Origin of the sequence: Pseudomonas arsenicoxydans, assembly GCF_006438915.1 — a bacterium.
GTDB lineage: Bacteria > Pseudomonadota > Gammaproteobacteria > Pseudomonadales > Pseudomonadaceae > Aquipseudomonas > Aquipseudomonas arsenicoxydans_A.
On sequence record NZ_RCZE01000009.1, the window covers coordinates 252334 to 271606 of the forward strand.

Sequence of the window (19273 nt, forward strand, 5' to 3'; positions counted from 1 at the left end):
GGACGACATGACATACCGAACAGGAACAGAAGCTTTTATTCAGGGTGTCCGAACGCTGATTCCATTGACGCCCGGCGTCATTCCATTCGGGTTGGTGACCGGGGTGATGGCGATCGAGATGGGCATGTCGCCAGGCATGAGTATGGGGATGACCGTGCTCTTCTACTCGGGTTCGGCTCAGCTGGTTGCACTCCAGCTCCTGCAAAATGGTGCTGTGCCCGTGGCGGTTGTTGTCACAGCCTTGATCATCAACCTGCGCTTTATCATGTACAGCGCTTCGCTGGCGCCTTACCTGCACCACTTGCCACGTCGTTGGACATGGCCTGTGTCGTACATGCTTTCTGACCAGTCCTACGCGCTGTGCGCTGTGAAATTTTCATCCGGTGAGCTGGGTCGATTTGCTCCCCATTTTTATGCCGGAACCGCTGGTGCCATGTGGCTGACGTGGCAGTTGTCGGTGTTGGCCGGGGTGTACCTGGGCGCAAGCATCCCGCAGACGTGGTCGTTGAGCTTTGCCGTACCGCTTTCATTTTTGGCACTTCTCGTTCCAAACATCCGGGGGGCGGCAAGCCTGGGGGCCGCAGTGGTCGGAGGGTTGATCGCGGTGTTCGCCGTAACGCTGCCGTACAACCTTGGGTTGGTCACGGCTTCCGTGGGCGGAGTCATTGCAGGGTTATTGATTGAAAGCATTCGCAAGAAAGCGCTGAGCAATGCTTCAACGAATGACGTCGAGAGGGAAGCGCAATGAGCGACCTGTCTTTGTGGGGGATGTTTCTCGCGGTCGGCATCGGCACGTTTGTCATGCGTCTTTCGTTTGTCGAGATTTATGGCCGGTGGCGAATTCCCACGCTGCTGAGTCGAGCCTTGGTGTACGTGCCGCCGAGTGTGCTGGCCTCTCTGGTTTTACCCGCGGTGGTGTACCCCCATGGACAGGGTGCGTTTGTGTTCGACAATCCGCAGATACCGGCGGCCATTGTGGCGGCCTGGATCGCCTGGAAGACGCGAAGTACGGTCCTGACACTGGCATTAGGAATGGCAGTCCTATGGGGGGTTAAGGTCATTGCTTCATAAACCTTCTACACGTCGCACCCCCCAAGCCGCTCCATCTCCCAATGACTCCAGTCCATTTCCCGCTCGCCGTGCGGGGTAGTGCGCTGTTCCCTCTGCAGTACCAACTGGCTAGGATCACACGCCGGGTGTTGAGCACCAACTGATTGGTCTGGTGGGCGAGGGCGCGTTATCGAAGTGGATGATCACGGCACCGGGATCATGACCCAAAGCAGCCGCCACGGGTTTAATCTGCAGCAGCGCCCGTTGTATCTGTAATCAATTAATGTTAAGTGGCTGTTTTAGAAGAAAAATATTTTAAGCAGGGGCTTCCCCAGCGGCGCGAAAGTTGTTAAATTCCCGCCCACACGTAGCAAGCGCTACAGGGGCGTCGCCAAGCGGTAAGGCAGCAGGTTTTGATCCTGCCATGCGTTGGTTCAAATCCAGCCGCCCCTGCCATCTTCAAGAAACGCCAGATCCTATCGGGTCTGGCGTTTTTTTATGCCTGTCACTTTCTTCCGGGCGACACGCCTCAGCCTGCTTTTGCGCCTTGCACTTGTTGGTCGGCATGGTACGACGAGCGCACCAGCGGGCCGGAGGCGACATTCTTGAAGCCCATTTTTGTGCCTTCTTCGGCGAACCAGGCGAACACGTCCGGGTGCACGAAACGCTGGACCGGCAAGTGGCTGCGCGACGGTTGCAGGTACTGGCCGAGCGTGAGCATGTCGACGTCGTGCTCACGCATTCGCTGCATGACATCGATCACTTCCTCGTCGGTTTCGCCAAGGCCAAGCATCAGGCCGGACTTGGTCGGTACGGTCGGGACCAGCAATTTGAATTTCTGCAACAGGTCCAGCGACCACTCGAAATCCGAGCCCGGTCGCGCGGCTTTGTACAGCCGTGGCACGGTTTCCAGATTATGGTTGAACACATCGGGCGGCTCCGTCGCGGTGATCGCCAGCGCAACGTCCATGCGCCCCCGGTAATCCGGGACCAGGGTTTCCAGTTGCACACCTGGCGACAGCTTGCGGATCTCGCGCAGGCAATCGACGAAGTGCTGGGCGCCGCCATCGCGCAGGTCATCGCGGTCCACCGAGGTGATCACCACGTACTTCAAACGCAGGTCGGCGATGGCCACGGCGAGGTTCATCGGCTCATCGGCGTCCAGTGGTTTGGGCCGACCGTGGCCGACATCGCAGAACGGGCAGCGGCGGGTGCAGATGTCGCCCATGATCATGAAGGTCGCGGTGCCGCCGGAGAAACATTCGCCGAGGTTGGGGCACGAGGCTTCTTCGCAGACGCTGTGCAGCTTGTGTTTACGCAGCAGTTGCTTGATCCGGTCGACCTCGGGAGAGATCGGCATGCGCACGCGGATCCAGTCGGGTTTACGCGGGAACTCATCGGTCGGAATGATCTTGACCGGGATCCGCGCGACCTTTTCCGCACCGCGCAGTTTGACGCCGACTTGCATTTTTGCCGGGGCGGGGCTGGTTGATTCCACAATTGAGTTCATGAGTATTTTCTTTCTTCGGAAGACAGAGGCGAGCCCACACACATCCGTTGTAGGAGTGAGCCTGCTCGCGATAGCGGTCGACCCGTCAACATCAATGTCGACTGACACTCCGCGATCGCGAGCAGGCTCACTCCTACAAGGGGTTAGGGGTGGCTGATCAGTCGCGGTACACCGGGAAGTCGCTGCACATGGCTGCGGCTTTTTGGGCGACTTGCGCCTCTACGTCGGCATCACCCAGGTGATCAAGCAAGTCGCAGATCCATCCCGCCAACTCGATGCTCTGCGCTTCCTTGAATCCACGGCTGGTGATCGCCGGCGTACCAATGCGCAACCCCGACGTCACGAACGGTGATTGCGGGTCATTGGGCACAGCATTCTTGTTCACCGTAATCCCGGCGCGGCCGAGGGCGGCGTCGGCGTCTTTGCCGGTCAGGCCCTGACGAATCAGGCTGACCAGGAACAGGTGATTGTCGGTGCCGCCGGACACCACGTCGAAACCACGGTCGATAAACACCTTGGCCATGGCCTGGGCATTGCGGATCACCTGCGCCTGATAGGTTTTGAAGCCAGGCTCCAGCGCTTCCTTGAAGCACACCGCTTTGGCCGCGATTACGTGCATCAGCGGGCCGCCCTGGCCACCGGGGAACACCGCGGCGTTGAGCTTTTTCTCCAGTTCCGGATTGGCCTTGGCCAGGATCAGGCCGCCACGCGGACCGCGCAGGGTTTTGTGCGTGGTGGTGGTGACGACGTCGGCGAAGGGGATCGGGTTCGGGTACAAACCGGTCGCCACCAGCCCGGCGACGTGGGCCATGTCGACGAACAGCAGGGCACCGACTTTGTCGGCGATCTGACGGAAGCGAGGGAAGTCGAGGGTCTTGGAGTAAGCCGAGAAACCGGCAACGATCATCTTTGGCTTGCACTCGACGGCCAGGCGCTCGACTTCGTCGTAATCGATCAGCCCGGTTTTAGTGTCGATGCCGTACTGCACGGCGTTATACAGCTTGCCCGAGGAAGACACTTTGGCGCCATGGGTCAGGTGGCCACCGTGGGCCAGGCTCATGCCGAGAATGGTGTCGCCAGGCTGGATCAGGGCAAGATACACAGCACTGTTGGCCGAAGAGCCGGAGTGCGGCTGGACGTTGGCGTAGTCGGCACCGAACAATTGTTTGGCGCGATCAATCGCCAGTTGCTCGACCACGTCGACGTGTTCACAACCGCCGTAATAGCGCTTGCCCGGATAGCCTTCGGCGTACTTGTTGGTCAGGCCGCTGCCTTGCGCTTCCATCACCCGTTGGCTGGTGTAGTTCTCGGAGGCGATCAACTCGATGTGGTGTTCCTGCCGTGCGTCTTCAGCGTTCATCGCTGCCAGCAGTTCGTCGTCGTAGCCTTTGATCTGGTCGTGTTTGCTGAACATGATGGTGTCCTGTGTTGTATGCGAAAAGGGGTTTCAGGCTTCGGCGGGTTCCTGGGTCAGGCGCGCGTAGGCGTCCCGATCCAGCAGGTGGTGAATGGCTTCGGCGTCGGCCGGTTTGAAACGAAAGAACCAGCCTTCGCCCAGTGAGTCTTCGTTGACCAGTTCAGGTGAGGATTCCAGCGTCGCGTTGGCCTCGACCACTTCACCGTCAAGCGGCATGCCGATGTTGCTGGCCGCTTTCACCGACTCCAGCACCGCCACTTCATCACCGGCGCCAAACGTCCCCAACTCCGGCACTTGCACGAACACCACATCGCCCAACGCCTGCTGCGCGTACGGCGTGATGCCAACGGTGACCAGGCCATCACGCTCAAGCCGCAGCCATTCGTGATCGACGGTAAAACGCAATTCGCTCATAACAACTCCTCATTGTTCAGACCCATCCGCTGCTGGTGGCGGATGACGTTTACAGGCTCGCGACGGGCAACGAGCGTGGTTGAAGGAGTGATAGCAAGGGGGGTGCCAATGTTTAATATTTGTTTTAAATCAATGGTTTATAAGGTTTTTCGGTGATTAGGCTAACGCCGTCTGTATTGAAATCAATACGGGCAAAAGACGTGTAGCGAGCAGGGCAAGAAAACACGGGGTTGAGGCGGTGTGTCTTGAATTCGATACGCTGTATCGATTTGCAAACAGTCATTCCAGCACGCCACATAACCCCTGTGGGAGCGGGCTTGCTCGCGAAAGCGGTGTTTCAGTCGCTGAAAAGTTGCCTGACACAAAGCCTTCGCGAGCAAGCCCGCTCCCACATTGGACCTACAGGGAACACAGATTTGCGGCCGACAGAAATCCCCTGTGTTGTATTCAGGATTTGGCGGGGATGCCGTATTTGCGCAGGCGAATGGCGATGGCGCTGTGGGAGGTTTGCAGGCGGGCGGCGAGCAAGCGGCTTGACGGATAGCTGCGATAGAGCTGCTCCAGCAGGTTCTTTTCAAACCCTTCGACGGCTTCTTCCAGGCTGCCGACTTCACCGTCGTTCTGTCGCTCTACCGCCGTTCTGGCGATGTCCAGATCGTCAATGTCCACCAACGGGTTTTCGCAAATCGCCGCCGCCCGGAAAATCACGTTTTGCAGTTGTCGCACATTGCCCGGCCAGCGGTTACCCAGCAGGGCGGCAAAGGTGGTGGGGGCCAAACGGCAGACCGGACGCTGGATCTGCGCGCAGGCCTGTTGCATGAAATGGTTGGCCATCAACAGGATGTCGTGGCCGCGTTCACGCAGCGGCGGCACCTGCAGGTTGAGCACGTTGAGGCGGTAGAACAGGTCTTCGCGGAAGTGGCCTTCGCTGACCATTTTTTCCAGGTCGCGGTGAGTCGCGCTGAGCACCCGAACATTGACCTTGACCTCGCGATCACCCCCCACTCGACGGAAGCAGCCATCGCTCAAAAAGCGCAACAACTTGGCTTGCAAGTAGGGCGACATCTCACCGACTTCATCGAGAAACACCGTGCCCTGATCCGCCAGTTCCAGCAGGCCGAGTTTGCCGCCGCGCTGGGCGCCGGTGAACGCACCGGCGGCGTAGCCGAACAGTTCGCTTTCGGCGAGGCTCTCCGGGAGGGCCGCGCAGTTCAGGGCGAGAAAGGGTGCATCGCGCCGTGCGCTGATCGCGTGGCAGGCGCGGGCCACCAGCTCTTTGCCGGTGCCGGTTTCGCCCTGGATCAACAGCGGCGCATCGAGAGTGGCGACACGCTGGGCACGGGCCTTGAGTGTGCGGATCGCCGGGGATTCACCCAGCAGCGCATCGAACCCTTCGGCATGGTCATGGTGCAGCGCCGACAGGCGTTCGCCGATGCGGCTCGGGTGATACAGGGTCAGCAGGGCGCCTGCGTCGGTGATCGGCATGGCATCGAGCAGCAACGTCTGGCCGCCGAGGCTGACCTCGTGCATCGGCAAACGAAAATGGTGTTCGATCAACGTGTGTTGCAAGGACGGATCATCAAACAACGTCGTCAGCGATTCACCAGCCGGTTCACGCCCACACAAAGTAATCAACGCCGGGTTGGCCAGCAGCACAAAGCCCCGATCATCCACGGCCAGGACCGCGTCAGTGCTGGCAGCGAGCAAGGCATCGAGCTGCAAGCTGCGGCGTTGCCCCGGCAGGATGTCGACCATTGTCACCGCTTGCACGCCCTGCACCTCGAGAAAGGCCTCGCGCAACTCTTCCAGCACCTCGGCGCCAAGGGTCGGCGCATCGATGTAAACGTTCGGCGGCACCATCTCGACGGCGTCCAGATTGAACCGGCGCCCACCGAGCAGGGCCAGCACTTCCTGGGTGATGCCGACGCGGTCGATGAAGGTGACGTGGATGCGCATAACGGGCCTGCAAGGGTGGTGAACGGGGTGGTTGCGTCAATGAGTATGCCGGGCGCTGCTCGGGTGTGGCGAGCGCCTGTCAGCCATTGGCGGTTTTACGCGCGCTGGCTGCCAGGTCCTCCAGGAAGGCCTGGAGGATCGGCGGCGGGGCCGTGCCGCGTCGGGTAATCACGTCAAACGGCGACACCAGTTGCAGGCTGTTCGGCGCCAGTTGGTGCATCTCCCCGGTCTTGATCCACTGCGCGGCGAAGTGCGCCGGCAGAAAACCGAGGTAGGCCCCGGAGATCAGCAAAATGGCCAGTGCCTCTATGTTGTCGACGGTCGCGGCAGCTTTGCTGACCCCCAAATGCTCAAGGTCGTATTGCTGCATGTAGCCCCGTACGACGATGCGACTCGCGGCGATTTCTTCGAGCAGTTCGTCACCTTCGGCCTTGTTGCCGTACAGCGGATGTCGGCGCCCGCAATACAAGCCTAAGGCCTCTTGATACAACGGCGTGTGCAGCAACCCCGGCACATGTATCGGAAAGTGTCCGATGGCCAGGTGCAGTCGGCCGTCGAGTACGCGTTCTTCGAGTTCGGCGGGGGTGCCGACGTAGACGTTGAGGTGTACGTCATGCCCCCGGGACACGAAGCGCTGAGTGGTGCGCGGCAGCGGCGAATCGGGGTCGGTGATGGTGGTGTCGATGATCCCCAGGTTGAGCTTGCCGCTGATGTGCTGCTTGAGTACGTCGGCGTCCATGCAGAAATTTTCCACCGCCGAGAGCAGGCGTTGGGTGGCTTCGTGAATCGCCACGCCTTGCTCGGTCAGGCGAAACCCGCTGCGCCCGCGTTGACAGAGTTTGACCCCGAGCCGGGTTTCCAGATGGGTCATCTGTTCACTGATCGTTGACTGGCCGGCGTTCAACGCGGCTTGCGCGGCGGAAAAGCCCCCGCACCGGACAATCGTCGCAAACACCCTGAGCAATTTCAGATCGACATCGTGTAGCTGAATCACCTTGGACCTCCCGCACGTGGATGCATCGGCAATGCCGATATGAGTATCTGATGTTTAGCATTTTTTCCACGAAAACCTGCGCCCATAGTCTTTCCAACGGCGGTCGCCTTGCAGTCCGCCCAGCCGATAACAAAAAGTGGAGAGGCTTGAAATGTCGAATAACGGTTATGAATCCGGTCGCCTGAACCTGCCATTCGTAGGTCATTGCACCTTTGGCAAATCCCCGGTGTGCACTGATTGGGACGCGCTGGATGCCGACGTCGCGGTGCTCGGTGTGCCCAACGACATGGGCACCCAGTGGCGCTCCGGCGCACGCTTCGGGCCACGCGGGATTCGTGAGGCATCGACGCTGTTTTCCTTCGGCCACGCCGGTGCTTATGACCACGAAGACGACGTGATGTACCTGACCGCCGCCGACGTGCGCATGGTCGACGTCGGTGACGCCGACATCGTGCACACCGACATGGTCACCAGTAACGAAAACACCGAATACGCCGTGCGCAAGATCCTCGATGCCGGCGTCATGCCCGTCGTGCTCGGCGGCGACCACTCGGTGCACGCGCCAGTGATCAAGGCCTTCGAGGGGCGCGGGCCGATCCACATCATCCACTTCGATGCCCACCTGGACTTCGTCGACGAACGCCACGGTGTGCGCTACGGCCACGGCAACCCGCTGCGCCGCGCCTCGGAAATGAACCACATTGTCGGCATGACCCAAATGGGCATTCGCAACGTCTCGTCGTCCAACCGCGATGACTACGAAGCGGCCCACGCTGCTGGCTCGAAAATCCTCTCGGTGCGGGATGTCCGCCGCCTCGGCGTCGAGGGCGTGCTGGCGCTGATCCCGCAGAACATCAACTACTACATCACCATCGACATCGACGGTTTCGACCCGTCCATCGCCCCCGGCACCGGCACCCCGAGCCATGGCGGTTTCCTTTACTACGAAGTGCTGGAAATCATCCAGGCCCTGGCCAAGCGCAGCAAAGGCAACATCGTCGGCATGGACCTGGTGGAGGTTGCACCAGTGTATGACCCGAGCGGCATGACATCGATTCTGGCGGCGCAACTGCTGCTTAACAGCATCGGTTTCATCTTCCATGAACGGGCTCAGGCGAAGCACGCCGTGAGCGCAACCATCACCGAATCGGCGTGAACTGACCGCCGCACAGAGGGCATGAAAAATGGACGCGAGTGTTAAGCAGTACCTGCAGAAATTCGGTGTCAGCGAAGCGACCCAGACCTTCCTCAGCAAGGTGCAGAAAATGTTCATCGGTGGCGCCTTTGTCGAGGCCAGCGACGGACAGACGTCCGACGTCATCGAGCCGTCGACCGAAGGCCTGATCACGCGCATTCCGATGGGCACCACCGAGGATCTGGACCGCGCCGTGCAAGCTGCTCGCGCACAGTTTGACGGCGGTGCCTGGAGCCAGGCGAAACCGGTCGAACGTGAGCGCTTGATGCAACGCCTGGCGGACCTGGTAGAACAGAACGCCGCAGAACTGGCGGAGATCGAATCGATCGACATGGGCAAATCCGCAGCATTTGCCAAGGACGTCGATATCCAGGGCACCGTCGACACCCTGCGCTATTTCGCCGGGTGGGCGACCAAGCTGCACGGGCGCACCGTCGAGCCTTCGCTGCCGGGCAATTACCTGGCGTATACGCGCAAGGAAGCGGTGGGGGTGGTCGGCGCGATCGTGCCGTGGAATTTCCCGCTGCAAACCATGGCTTGGAAGCTCGGCGCCGCGTTGGCCACCGGTTGCACCGTGGTGGTCAAACCCGCTGAACTGACCTCGCTGTCAGCCCTGCGGTTTGCTGAATTGGTGCAGGAAGCCGGGATTCCCGACGGCGTGATCAACATTGTTTCCGGGCGCGGCAGCGTGGTCGGCGCGGCAATGGCCACGCACCCAGGCATCGATAAATTGACCTTTACCGGCTCGACGCCAGTGGGCCGCACTGTCGGGCGCGCGGCGCTGGACGAAATGAAGCGACTAACCCTGGAACTGGGAGGAAAATCACCGGTAATCGTGTTGGCCGATGCGGACATTCCAGCGGCGGCGCAAGCGGTCGCCAACGGTGTGTTTTTCAACTCGGGCCAGGTGTGCGACGCCGGTACACGCGCCTATATTCATCGCAGTGTCTACGACGAATTTTTGCGCGAACTGATCGCCTACACCCGCACGCTGAAGATTGCACCGGGCCTGGATCCAGACTGTTTCATTGGCCCGCTGGTTTCGGCACTGCAAAAGCAGCGGGTCACCGAGTACATCGAAACCGGCAAGCAGGAAGGCGCCGAACTGGTCTACGGCGGCCAGCCCGTCGATGGCCCTGGCTTCTTCGTCGAGCCGACCATCTTCGCCCATTGCCGCAACGACATGCGCATTGTCCAGGAAGAGATTTTTGGTCCGGTGCTGGTCACTGCACCGTTCGACGATGAGGAAGAGGCGCTGGCCCTGGCCAATGACTCGGTGTACGGCCTGGCTGCCGCGCTGTATTCCAATGACCTGGGCAAGGTGCACAGCCTGATCCCACGGTTAAAGGCCGGTTCGGTCTACGTCAACGCCCACGGCACCCTCGACCCGTCGATGCCGTTCGGTGGCTACAAACAGTCCGGTTTCGGCAAGGACCTGGGTGCCGAGCAGCTTGATTACCTGCTTGAGACCAAAGCCGTGTGGATCACGTTGCCTTAAGCACGCAGCACCTGTGGCGAGGGAGCTTGCTCCAGCTGGGTCGCGAAGCGGCCCCCACAAAAAGGCCTGCTACGCAGTCCAGCGGGAGCAAGCTCCCTCGCCACAAGGTGCTCATCGCAAGGAATGCAGTTCCGTCATGATCTTCCAACAATAAGAGTCCATCATGAACACTGACGCCAAAGCCGCTCCTAGCGTGTCGCTTCTCGACGACAAACCGATCGTCGAAAGCCATTCAATCGACTTCATCCCGGAACACGAACGTACCGACAAACTGTCGAGCCAGGGCCCGTTCTGGTTCCTCGGCAATTTCACCTTCTTCACCATGACCATCGGCTTCGTGGGTCCAAGCGTCGGCCTGACCGCGCTCTGGACCACACTCGCCGGCACGCTGGGCATCATGTTCGGCACGCTGTTCATGGCGTTCCATGGTTCGCAGGGCCCGCATCTGGGCTTGCCGCAAATGATCCAGTCGCGGGCGCAGTTCGGCTATCGCGGTGTGATCCTCGTGTTGCTGGCGACGCTGTTTGTGTTTGCCGGGTTCAACATCGTCAACCTGGTGTTGATGATGCAAGGTTTGCACACGCTCTTCGGATTCCATCCTTGGGCGATTGCGGTGGCGGTGACCATACCGGCGGCGGTCTTGGCGATTCTCGGACATGACTGGATGCACCGCAGTTTCAAATGGGCGTTGTACCTGTCGATTCCGTTGTACGGCCTGGTGACGCTGGCGGTGATGATGGGCTGGGTGCCCGACGCGGCGATGCCGGTGCTGGCGGCCGGTGAAGTGGCGCCGGCACCGTTGGGCTTCAACTGGACCGGGTTCATCGCCCAGTTCGCCGCGGCGGCCAGCTACAACATCGCTTACGCCCCGTACGTGTCCGACTATTCCCGTTACCTGCCGAAGAACACCTCCAGCGGCAAGCTGATTGCCGTGGTGTTTCTCGGCGCGTCGCTGTCCGGCGCGTGGATGATTTCTGTCGGTGGCTGGCTGGCCGATCACCTGCACTCCACGGACGTACTGGTCGCCCTCGGACAAGTCGGCAACGTCGTCTCGCCGCTGATCGGCACCGCGGTGGTGGTAATCACCATCCTGGCGTTCCTGCCGGTGATCGCGATGAACATCTACAGCGCGAAATTGACGACGCTGACCTGCGTCGATTCCATCAAGCACATCGAGCCGACGCGCAAGGCACGCATCCTGGCGATCGGTTTTGTGATCCTGCTGCAACTCGGCGTGGCGCTGAGCATCCAGAGTTCTGGCAAAGGTTTGTCGGTGCTGGGGATCTACCTGGTGGTGATGCTGTACTTCCTGGTGCCCTGGACGTCGGTCAACCTGACGGACTACTTCTTTGTGCGCAAGGGCCGCTACGCCATCCCGCACTTCTTCATGCCGAAGGGCAACATCTACGGCAACTGGGGCCTGCGTGGCATCGCCGCGTATGCCATCGGTTTCGTGTCGATGATCCCGTTCTTCTACATCTACGACGGCGTCGAGCAGCGCGAGGTTTATGTCGGCCCACTCGCCAAAGCGCTGGGCAGCATCGACATCGCCTGGCTGGTCGGGCTGATCGTCTCGGGGCTGGTGTACTACTGGTTCAGCCGCTCGATTGATCTCAAGCGTGAAGAAACCGTGATCCAGCACATCGAGAAAACCTCTCCGCAATACACCACTGGCGACTCGCTGACCCATCGCTCGTCTCCAGTGTTCAACGAATCGACGGCCGGGAGATAACCATGGCTACGCAAAAATACGACTACATCATCATTGGCGCCGGCTCGGCGGGTTGTGTGTTGGCCAACCGCTTGAGCGAAGACCCGGCTACCTCGGTGTTGGTGCTGGAATTCGGTGGCAGCGACCGCAGTGTGGTGATCCAGATGCCGAGCGCATTCTCGATCCCGATGAACACCAAGAAATACAACTGGCGTTACGAAACCGAGCCAGAGCCGTTCCTCAACGGGCGGCGCATCCATTGCCCACGCGGCAAGGTGCTGGGCGGTTCGTCGTCGATCAACGGCCTGGTCTACATCCGTGGCCACGCCTATGACTTTGACGAGTGGGAATCCCTCGGCGCCCAGGGTTGGGGTTACCGTAACTGCCTGCCATATTTCAAACGGGCTGAGCATTACGAGGAGGGTGGCGACGGCTATCGCGGCGGCACCGGACCGTTGCACACCACCAACGGCAATCATATGAAAAACCCGCTGTACGGGGCGTGGGTCGAAGCTGGCGCCGAAGCCGGGTACATCAAGACCGAAGACTGCAACGGCTACATGCAGGAAGGGTTCGGTGCCATGCACATGACCGTGAAAAACGGCGTGCGCTGCTCCACGGCCAATGCCTATTTGCGCCCGGCCATGGGCCGTCCGAACCTGACGGTGATCACCCACGCGATGACCCGCCAGATCATCCTTGAAGGCAAACGCGCGGTTGGCGTCATGTATGACCACGATGGTCAGACTCACCAGGTTTATTGCCACCGTGAAGTGCTGATTTCGTCGGGCCCCATTGGTTCGCCGCACCTGCTGCAACGCTCCGGCATCGGCCCGGCCGAGGTCCTGCGCAAAGCCGGGATCGGCGTGCGCCATGACCTGCCGGGAGTAGGGGAGAACCTGCAGGATCATGCCGAGGTGTACATCCAGTTCGGTTGCAAGGAACCGGTGACCCTCAACAGCAAAATGGACCCGCTGAGCAAACTGATGATCGGTCTGCGCTGGCTGCTGTTCAAGGACGGGCTCGGCGCCACCAACCATTTCGAGGCCGGCGGCTTCATTCGCTCGGACAAGGGCCTGCGGTGGCCGGACATCCAGTTCCACTTCCTGCCCGCCGCCATGCGTTACGACGGCAACAAACCGATCAAGGGCCACGGCTTCATGGTGCTCACCGGGCCGAACAAACCCAAGAGCCGAGGCTATGTTCGCGCGGTGTCGGCTGACCCGTACGAGCATCCGCAGATCCAGTTCAACTACCTGCAACGGGAAGAGGATCGCGAAGGCTTCCGCCGCTGCATCCGTCTGACCCGGGAGATCATCGGCCAGAAGGCGATGGACCGGTTCCGCGACGGCGAAATCGCTCCCGGCCCGCTGGTGAACACCGATGAAGAGCTCGACGCCTTCGTGCGCGATAACCTCGAGAGCACCTACCATCCCTGCGGCTCGTGCCGCATGGGCGAGGACGACATGGCGGTGGTGGATTCCGAGTTGCGGGTGCATGGCATCGCCGGGTTGCGCGTGATCGACTCGTCGGTGTTCCCGACCGAGCCGAACGGCAACCTCAACGCACCGACCATCATGCTCGCCGAGCGGGCCAGCGATCTGGTGCGCGGACGTAACATGCTGCCGGCTTCGGATGCGCCGGTCGGGCTGGTGCAGGATTGGGAAAACAGCCAGCGCTCGACGCTGCCAGGACGCAACGTCCGGGTTTAGTGACATCGGGCTTGCTCAGCAATCGCCAGGTCGACGGGCAGTCGATCTGGCTTTTTTTGGTTTTCCAGGCTGCTTTTAGCGGGCACTGTCGTGTCTTGATGCGTCTCCTATACTGTTCCGCGTTGGCAGGTCCAACACCGATCCTGAATGCCGTTGGAGACGTACCCCAATTCCGACGGTTTTCCCTACGAACCCACAGTAAGGAGAACGAACATGGCAATTCGCATTGGCGACGAGGCACCGGACTTTACCGTCGAGAGCACCGAAGGCACGCTGCATTTCCACGAGTGGATTGGCGACAAGTGGGCCATCCTGTTTTCGCACCCCAAGGACTTCACCCCGGTGTGCACCACCGAACTGGGCTACATGGCCGGGCTCAAGCCTGAGTTCGACAAGCGCAACACCAAGATCGTCGGCCTCAGCGTCGACCCGGTCAGCAACCATGCAAGCTGGGCCAAGGACATCGAAGAAACCCAGGGGCACGCGGTCAACTACCCGATGATCGGTGACGAGAACCTGGTGGTGGCAAAGCTCTACGACATGATCCACCCGAATGCCAGCGGCGGCACCCGCACTGCCGTCGACAACGCCACCGTGCGTTCTGTATTCATCATCGGCCCGGACAAAAAGGTCAAGGCCATGCTCATCTACCCGATGAGTGCCGGGCGCAACTTCGATGAAGTGCTGCGTCTGCTCGATGCCCTGCAGTTGAACGCCAAGCACACGGTTGCGACGCCGGTGAACTGGCGTCCGGGAGAGGATGTGATCATCCCGACATCGGTGTCCGATGAAGACGCGCGGAAAAAATACCCGGACGGCTTCAAAACCATCAAGCCGTACTTGCGCACTGTGGCGCAGCCGAAGTAATCCAACCTTCGAGGGATCCCCAAAATGGACGTAAAAGCCCTGCGCGTCGACGCCAGCCATCTCGACAAGGTGGCGCGCCTTTTCGACGCCTACCGAGGCTTTTACGGCCAGCCCTCGAACCTGACCCAGTCCCGGGATTTCATCGCCGAGCGCATCGCCCGCGATGAATCAGCGATTTTCCTCGCCGAAGACGCCGCGGGTCACGCGTTGGGCTTCGTGCAGTTGTACCCGATGTTTTCCTCCATCGACGCCCACCGCACCTGGTTGCTCAGCGACCTGTTCTCAACCCCCGAGGCCCGTGGGCTAGGGGTGGGGACGTTGCTGATGAACACCGCCCGTGAGTTTGCGGTGTTGAGCGGTGCCAAGGGCATGGTGCTGGAAACCGCCACGGACAATGTGGGGGCGCAGCGGTTGTATGAGGCGTTGGGGTATGTGCGTGATGGGGGTTTTTAGTTCCCTTTTCAAACCTTTGTAAACAAGCTCGCCTCGAATTCTAAATCGGCCGAAATTTAAAAAATCCCTAATGATCTGTGTAATCACTGCGCCTCACGGGATCATTTTGCGGAGGCTTAGAGCTTTGTGTTTTATTTTGATGTAAACGCCGTAAATATTTTTGCGCAGGTAACAGAAAATGTAAACGAGCCCCGCACAGACATGCTGCGACCGTCCACCAGCGGATCTGTTCTGAATTTTGGGGGCTGACCACCTTAATAGCGCGCTGAGGTGGTTTTCCGCGGAGCATCGCTGATGCTGTCAAGATTATCGACTAGTGCTAATCATGCCGTTCGATAGAGGCCAATCACGGTCTTGTCTGACACAACTGGCCGGTGTTTTTATTGCAGATTCTGTCCCGGCGGCCGGCGATCCGGGGCGTTAGCTGCGTTGCCACCGTGACCGCGCCTTGATTCTGCTAGGTTTCTGGCGGGCCTTTCGCAGCGAGGAGCTGTGCCGCTTGGAGGTGCCATTCATTCAGGCACGTGGCGGCTAATGCATGACCATTTTCCTGCCGCGGAGCAAAGCGGATAGCGACAACAAAAGGCGAGCCTTCAGCACCCTGCGCTGTAGTGCCTGTGCCCGGTCGATGCTTACCTCGATTGGCTTAACACGGCGGGAGACCGTGACGAGCCGGTGTTTCGAGGCATCGATCGCTGGGGACGGCTCTCGACGCAGGTGCTGCTTCCGTAAAGCGTCGGGCACATCCAGCGGCAAGCTTTGATCCGCTCGGGTGGGGAGGGCGATTTGTATAGCAGTCACTCCCTGCGCCGCGGCTTTGCCTCTTGGGCCAGCGCCAATGGTTGGGGCTAGAAGTCGCTGATGACTCACGTCGGCTGGCGCGATATGAAGTCGGCGTTGCGTTCCGTCGAGGCGCGTCCGGATTTTTCAAGCCTGTAGCGCTCAGCCGCGTCAGTGTTGACAAAGGCGCACCGATGTCCTCGCACGCGGATCGGGACGTCATCCATCCCCGCCTCCGCTTCGTCGCCAGTTGTGACCGGGTTAGGATTCGAGGCTTGAGCTCAACATGGCGGAGTGCAGTTGGATCGCCGTTTCCCGTTTTGGATCGTCAGGGGTGGTGGATTGCAGCAGCTCCTCGAAACGGCCGATGCTGAGCACAACCCAGGGTTCGGGGTAGTGGCGCAATAGATGCTTGGCCTCACGGCGAATCGATTCTGGAACTGACGGGTTTTTTGATAGGTCACGCAAAAAATCACCCGTGTGGATAATGTTGCGCGTACGCTCGCAGGGCATGGTCATGTTCACCTCCATCATATCGTCACACACCAACGGCTGTTGCTACGTTACTCCGACCCGAAGACGCCCCTAGGTGCTGGTCTGTTAGGTACGACCACGGTCTTCCGCTGAAGCTGAAGGAGATTCGATGGTGCGCACTTCTAAATTAGACCGGTGGTGCCATTCTCGGCATCAAGATTTATAGAGTAGCAAGTCCAAGTTGCCATGCACACGAAGGCTGTCAGGGGGATGCAGCAACCTGAGCGAGGTTTTGGAAATGTACAATCTACTGGTCACAGTTCCGTGGGGCGCTGATGTCGGTTGGCGCGCAATGCATTACGTGGACACTGGTGAGTGATTTGGCGACTGGGGGCATGGCTGCGCGACCAAGTCGAAATGACTGCGCGAGCAACGATTTCGTACCGCGATACAGGTCATGTTATTACGCGTGTATAGAGCCACCAGTGACCGGAAAAGCGGGCAAGTTCTGAGGTTTGAGAAGATAGGGTTCTCAAACCCCAGCGTGTTTTTTTTAATCCTTAGGGCTGCAGGACGGTACGCCAGGCTGGAGGATGGGTTATTTTCAAGCTTGTTCATCCGGCTAGTCCGAGCTCACTGATGCAAGTAGATCAGGGTACGCACTCGCCATCGCGGGGCGGATGCCTAATCGCCCGGGGCTGGACAGGTGCGTGGGACGGCAAACGAGAACTGCGATGAAAGGCAAACGCAAACTCACAACGACGAAGTGGCAGATGGCTGAGCAGTTCAAGTCTGAGGCTCAGGGTGTTTTAAAGGCGCGCTCGGCCCGAGCGAGTCGATACTTGGACGCCGCGCTTTGCGCCGAGGGCGTTCTGGAGCCCGTGGGCGCACTGGCGGGTAGGCGCACTTCCAGTAGAGCGGCGCACAACTAATGTGACCTGTCGGACAACTCACCTTCACCGCCTCTGGGAGCTGCCGGAGGCTGCGGGGCGGGCCGAACTAGGGAGGTAATTCATGACGGCGGAAGTGATGCGCGAGCGTGCTTACCAGGCCTATCGCGCCCGGTTGGAGGTGTTTCTCCCCATTCCCATCGACGCTTCAGATCAGGACATTCAACAGCTGATCGAGGCGGGTTTCTTGGCCACTAGGGTCAAGGTGCTTTGTGATCGGGGCACGCTCAGTAACGCTGGACGCGAGCAGGTCATTTCGCTGAAAACCCTGAAAAAGCGATTGGCAAACGGTCAGCGACTGAGCGTGAATCAGAGCGACCGGTTGTTTCGTGTTGTACATATCACCGCCATGGCCGAGGTGCTCTTCGAAAGCGATGAAAAGGCCAGGCGCTGGCTGTCCACCCCCAAGACACGCTTCTCAGGTAAAAGCCCCATAGCAATGCTCTCGACCAGCCCGGGCACCCGCCAGGTTGAGGAAATGCTGATTCAGTTCGCAGAAGGGTTAGCTTTTTGATGCTGGAGCGCCCCGATCGGTGCGCGACTACTGACTAGGGTGGTGCTGATGAACATCAAAGAGAAGCAAGCAATTGAGGTCGTCCGCGACGTCCTGTGCGATGTCTGCCTCGATAGCACGCGCGTCGAGGGGGGCGCCTCCAATACGCTGTGTTGCAGGGAGACTGGGGATCCGGTTCAGCCCACGATGGTGAGCGCTATGAGGTACATTTATGTGAACGCTGCTTTTTCCAGTCCGTGGCCAGTCTTAAGCAAGAAAGGCGTATTCAAACGATGTTCAGTGCGAACGAAAAGGACAGATTGACCGATAATTTCGGCTTGGTCGCAACGGATGACCACCTCAACGCCGGCGGCAGCGTCGACAAATAATCCATAAATCAGACCACTCAACTGACGCCTTGATTCGAGCGCTCGCGACGGAATGATTTGGCCGAAAACGGTCGGTCGAGAAATCTGGACTTGGCCGCGTCTTACAGTTTTCCGCACTTTCCGGGAAAAGGCATAAACCATGGCCGTGAGGTCGTCGCTTTTTCGTTCAATCACTACGCCTGGCATGGTCAATGGCGGCAACCTCAGCGGATTATTATCCCCCAATGTCCCCGGCCACCTCTTCCTTCGCCGCTGAGAGCACGCCTGAGGGATCGGCCAAGAACACATCTTGGGGCCGATTGCCGCCGAGGAAGGTATTGGGCGAGGCAAACCAGAAAGCCATTGCCCATCCGTCTTTCAAAGTGGTCAACGTCGAAATGACACCCTCCAGCGCGGTAAATGGCCGAAAGCCTTGTGCTGGGTCGAGTCCGTAGATCGGGAAATAATCGACGCCTGCATGGCGCAACGCAAAAATCTTCCCCGCCTGCTTCCATTTGTTGGGTTGCGAGCGAGGATTGCGCGAGCTGAACTGGGCGAGATGCGAGATCTCGTTGGCCGTCACCCAGTCGTTACTTTGGAGGATCTCCGTTTTCGACTTTGCCAGCATTCGGGCCTCGCGCAGTATCGTCGACGGCACCGGCTGCTTAGGAACCATCAGGGCGACGATGGTTGAAATTGTATCGGCAGGGAGGGGGTGAAGGTGGGCGCGGAATGCCTGGGTGAGCATGTCCACGGAGCGTAGGTACGCATCGACCATTTCCTGTGACTTCGCATTCACGGTAATGACAATCTTGTGCCTAGAACCCTCAGCGTCCTGAGGCGTGGCTTCAACCTCAATCACCGGTGATTCGCGAACGAATCCGACGGCATCAGTACTGAAAGTCATACCAACCACCTCAAAGTTGTCGGTGCGATCAAAACTGTCAATGAGCAATCTATTCCCGAAGGTTGATTGTCGCAATCACCACCTGGCGGCTGTCACAGAGCCTCCCCGGCTTGGCTCGGAGGAAGCGCGCGGCGGCTGAAAGCGAAATCACCCTTGAACCGTTAGGAAAGAAACCTTGCGGCGTATTGACGATTTGACAGTCCCCGTCAGTGGGCTAGCGACGGTTGAGTGGCGAAGGGTGCCGGGTGAATGTACACCTCGAACTGCTCAGTCATTCGAATGCATCGTCGACCTCAATCCCCAAACATCTGACAGCGCTTTCAGGTCGCACATAACTAAGCAGAAGTTCGACCTATCTCAAATCTTCATCCTGCAATAGATCAACGATGCCAGGATTCGCCGTAGCGTGTGAGTAATTTACATGGTTGAATCCAAGCTAACGTATGAGGCTACACTCTAGAACGTTATTTGCGTGGGCATCAGTTATGCGGACAACGTTCAGCTGTAGCCAGGCGCGTCGGCGA

General features: G+C 59.4%; 17 protein-coding genes, 1 tRNA gene and 1 pseudogene. 10 read left to right on the forward strand and 9 right to left on the reverse strand.

The genetic code is table 11. The features are described 5' to 3' along the window. Nucleotides 1-7: 7 nt before the first annotated feature. Nucleotides 8-748, forward strand: coding sequence for an AzlC family ABC transporter permease (locus EAH78_RS20135; protein ID WP_140669079.1), 741 nt, complete (start codon nucleotides 8-10; stop codon nucleotides 746-748). After that, nucleotides 745-1071: an AzlD domain-containing protein gene (locus EAH78_RS20140; RefSeq protein WP_140669080.1), complete on the forward strand. Its 327-nt coding sequence runs from the start codon at nucleotides 745-747 to the stop codon at nucleotides 1069-1071. The genes EAH78_RS20135 and EAH78_RS20140 overlap by 4 nt, the downstream gene beginning before the upstream one ends. A gap of 8 nt (nucleotides 1072-1079) precedes the next feature. On the opposite strand, the pseudogene EAH78_RS32795 reads toward EAH78_RS20140, so the two are convergent. After that, nucleotides 1080-1199: pseudogene (locus EAH78_RS32795) on the reverse strand (LysR family transcriptional regulator); the annotation flags it as partial. A gap of 232 nt (nucleotides 1200-1431) precedes the next feature. On the opposite strand from EAH78_RS32795, the gene EAH78_RS20150 reads away from it, so the two are divergent. Then, nucleotides 1432-1506: transfer RNA gene (locus EAH78_RS20150), tRNA-Gln, on the forward strand. A gap of 73 nt (nucleotides 1507-1579) precedes the next feature. Here EAH78_RS20150 and lipA read toward each other — a convergent pair. The 5 genes from lipA to EAH78_RS20180 all read right to left on the reverse strand — a co-directional run bounded on the left by lipA (nucleotide 1580) and on the right by EAH78_RS20180 (nucleotide 7341). Beyond that, nucleotides 1580-2560: a lipoyl synthase gene (gene lipA / locus EAH78_RS20155; protein ID WP_140669081.1), complete on the reverse strand. Its 981-nt coding sequence runs from the start codon at nucleotides 2558-2560 to the stop codon at nucleotides 1580-1582. A gap of 157 nt (nucleotides 2561-2717) precedes the next feature. Next, nucleotides 2718-3974, reverse strand: coding sequence for a serine hydroxymethyltransferase (glyA, locus tag EAH78_RS20160; protein ID WP_140669082.1), 1257 nt, complete (start codon nucleotides 3972-3974; stop codon nucleotides 2718-2720). Nucleotides 3975-4007: 33 nt separating this feature from the next. After that, complete coding sequence (gcvH, locus tag EAH78_RS20165) at nucleotides 4008-4391, reverse strand: glycine cleavage system protein GcvH (protein ID WP_140669083.1); 384 nt, start codon at nucleotides 4389-4391, stop codon at nucleotides 4008-4010. A 447-nt stretch (nucleotides 4392-4838) separates the two neighbouring features. Then, nucleotides 4839-6347, reverse strand: a complete 1509-nt coding sequence (locus tag EAH78_RS20175) for a sigma-54-dependent transcriptional regulator (protein ID WP_140669085.1) — start codon at nucleotides 6345-6347, stop codon at nucleotides 4839-4841. A gap of 79 nt (nucleotides 6348-6426) precedes the next feature. Beyond that, a complete protein-coding gene (locus tag EAH78_RS20180; RefSeq protein ID WP_140669086.1) occupies nucleotides 6427-7341 on the reverse strand; it encodes a LysR family transcriptional regulator in 915 nt (304 codons plus the stop codon). 151 nt (nucleotides 7342-7492) lie between these two features. Between EAH78_RS20180 and speB the strand changes: the two genes are divergently transcribed. The 6 genes from speB to EAH78_RS20210 all read left to right on the forward strand — a co-directional run bounded on the left by speB (nucleotide 7493) and on the right by EAH78_RS20210 (nucleotide 14777). After that, nucleotides 7493-8497 (forward strand): agmatinase, encoded by a 1005-nt coding sequence (gene speB / locus EAH78_RS20185; protein WP_140669087.1) that lies wholly within the window; start codon nucleotides 7493-7495, stop codon nucleotides 8495-8497. A 28-nt stretch (nucleotides 8498-8525) separates the two neighbouring features. Beyond that, nucleotides 8526-10034, forward strand: a complete 1509-nt coding sequence (locus EAH78_RS20190) for an aldehyde dehydrogenase family protein (protein WP_140669088.1) — start codon at nucleotides 8526-8528, stop codon at nucleotides 10032-10034. 163 nt (nucleotides 10035-10197) lie between these two features. Next, the gene (locus EAH78_RS20195; RefSeq protein ID WP_140669089.1) at nucleotides 10198-11766 is read left to right on the forward strand and encodes a purine-cytosine permease family protein; all 1569 of its coding nucleotides are present in this window, start codon (nucleotides 10198-10200) and stop codon (nucleotides 11764-11766) included. 2 nt (nucleotides 11767-11768) lie between these two features. Next, nucleotides 11769-13457: a choline dehydrogenase gene (gene betA / locus EAH78_RS20200; protein ID WP_140669090.1), complete on the forward strand. Its 1689-nt coding sequence runs from the start codon at nucleotides 11769-11771 to the stop codon at nucleotides 13455-13457. Nucleotides 13458-13670: 213 nt separating this feature from the next. Then, nucleotides 13671-14324: a peroxiredoxin gene (locus EAH78_RS20205; RefSeq protein ID WP_140669091.1), complete on the forward strand. Its 654-nt coding sequence runs from the start codon at nucleotides 13671-13673 to the stop codon at nucleotides 14322-14324. Nucleotides 14325-14348: 24 nt separating this feature from the next. Then, nucleotides 14349-14777, forward strand: a complete 429-nt coding sequence (locus EAH78_RS20210; protein WP_140669092.1) for a GNAT family N-acetyltransferase — start codon at nucleotides 14349-14351, stop codon at nucleotides 14775-14777. Between the two features lie 1041 nt (nucleotides 14778-15818). On the opposite strand, the gene EAH78_RS20215 is transcribed toward EAH78_RS20210, so the two are convergent. Continuing rightward, nucleotides 15819-16076, reverse strand: coding sequence for a BPSL0761 family protein (locus tag EAH78_RS20215; protein WP_140669093.1), 258 nt, complete (start codon nucleotides 16074-16076; stop codon nucleotides 15819-15821). A 969-nt stretch (nucleotides 16077-17045) separates the two neighbouring features. Here EAH78_RS20215 and EAH78_RS20225 point away from each other — a divergent pair. Further along, nucleotides 17046-17495, forward strand: coding sequence for an antitoxin Xre/MbcA/ParS toxin-binding domain-containing protein (locus tag EAH78_RS20225; RefSeq protein WP_140669095.1), 450 nt, complete (start codon nucleotides 17046-17048; stop codon nucleotides 17493-17495). 209 nt (nucleotides 17496-17704) lie between these two features. Here EAH78_RS20225 and EAH78_RS33150 read toward each other — a convergent pair whose 3' ends face one another. Together EAH78_RS33150 and EAH78_RS20235 are read right to left on the reverse strand one after the other, a co-directional pair. Further along, entirely contained in the window at nucleotides 17705-18055 is a 351-nt protein-coding gene (locus EAH78_RS33150) for a hypothetical protein (RefSeq protein WP_161599697.1), read from the reverse strand. 22 nt (nucleotides 18056-18077) lie between these two features. Next, nucleotides 18078-18749 carry a hypothetical protein gene (locus EAH78_RS20235; RefSeq protein ID WP_140669096.1) on the reverse strand — a complete coding sequence of 224 codons (672 nt, stop codon included), beginning with the start codon at nucleotides 18747-18749 and terminating at the stop codon, nucleotides 18078-18080. Between the last annotated feature and the right edge of the window lie 524 nt (nucleotides 18750-19273).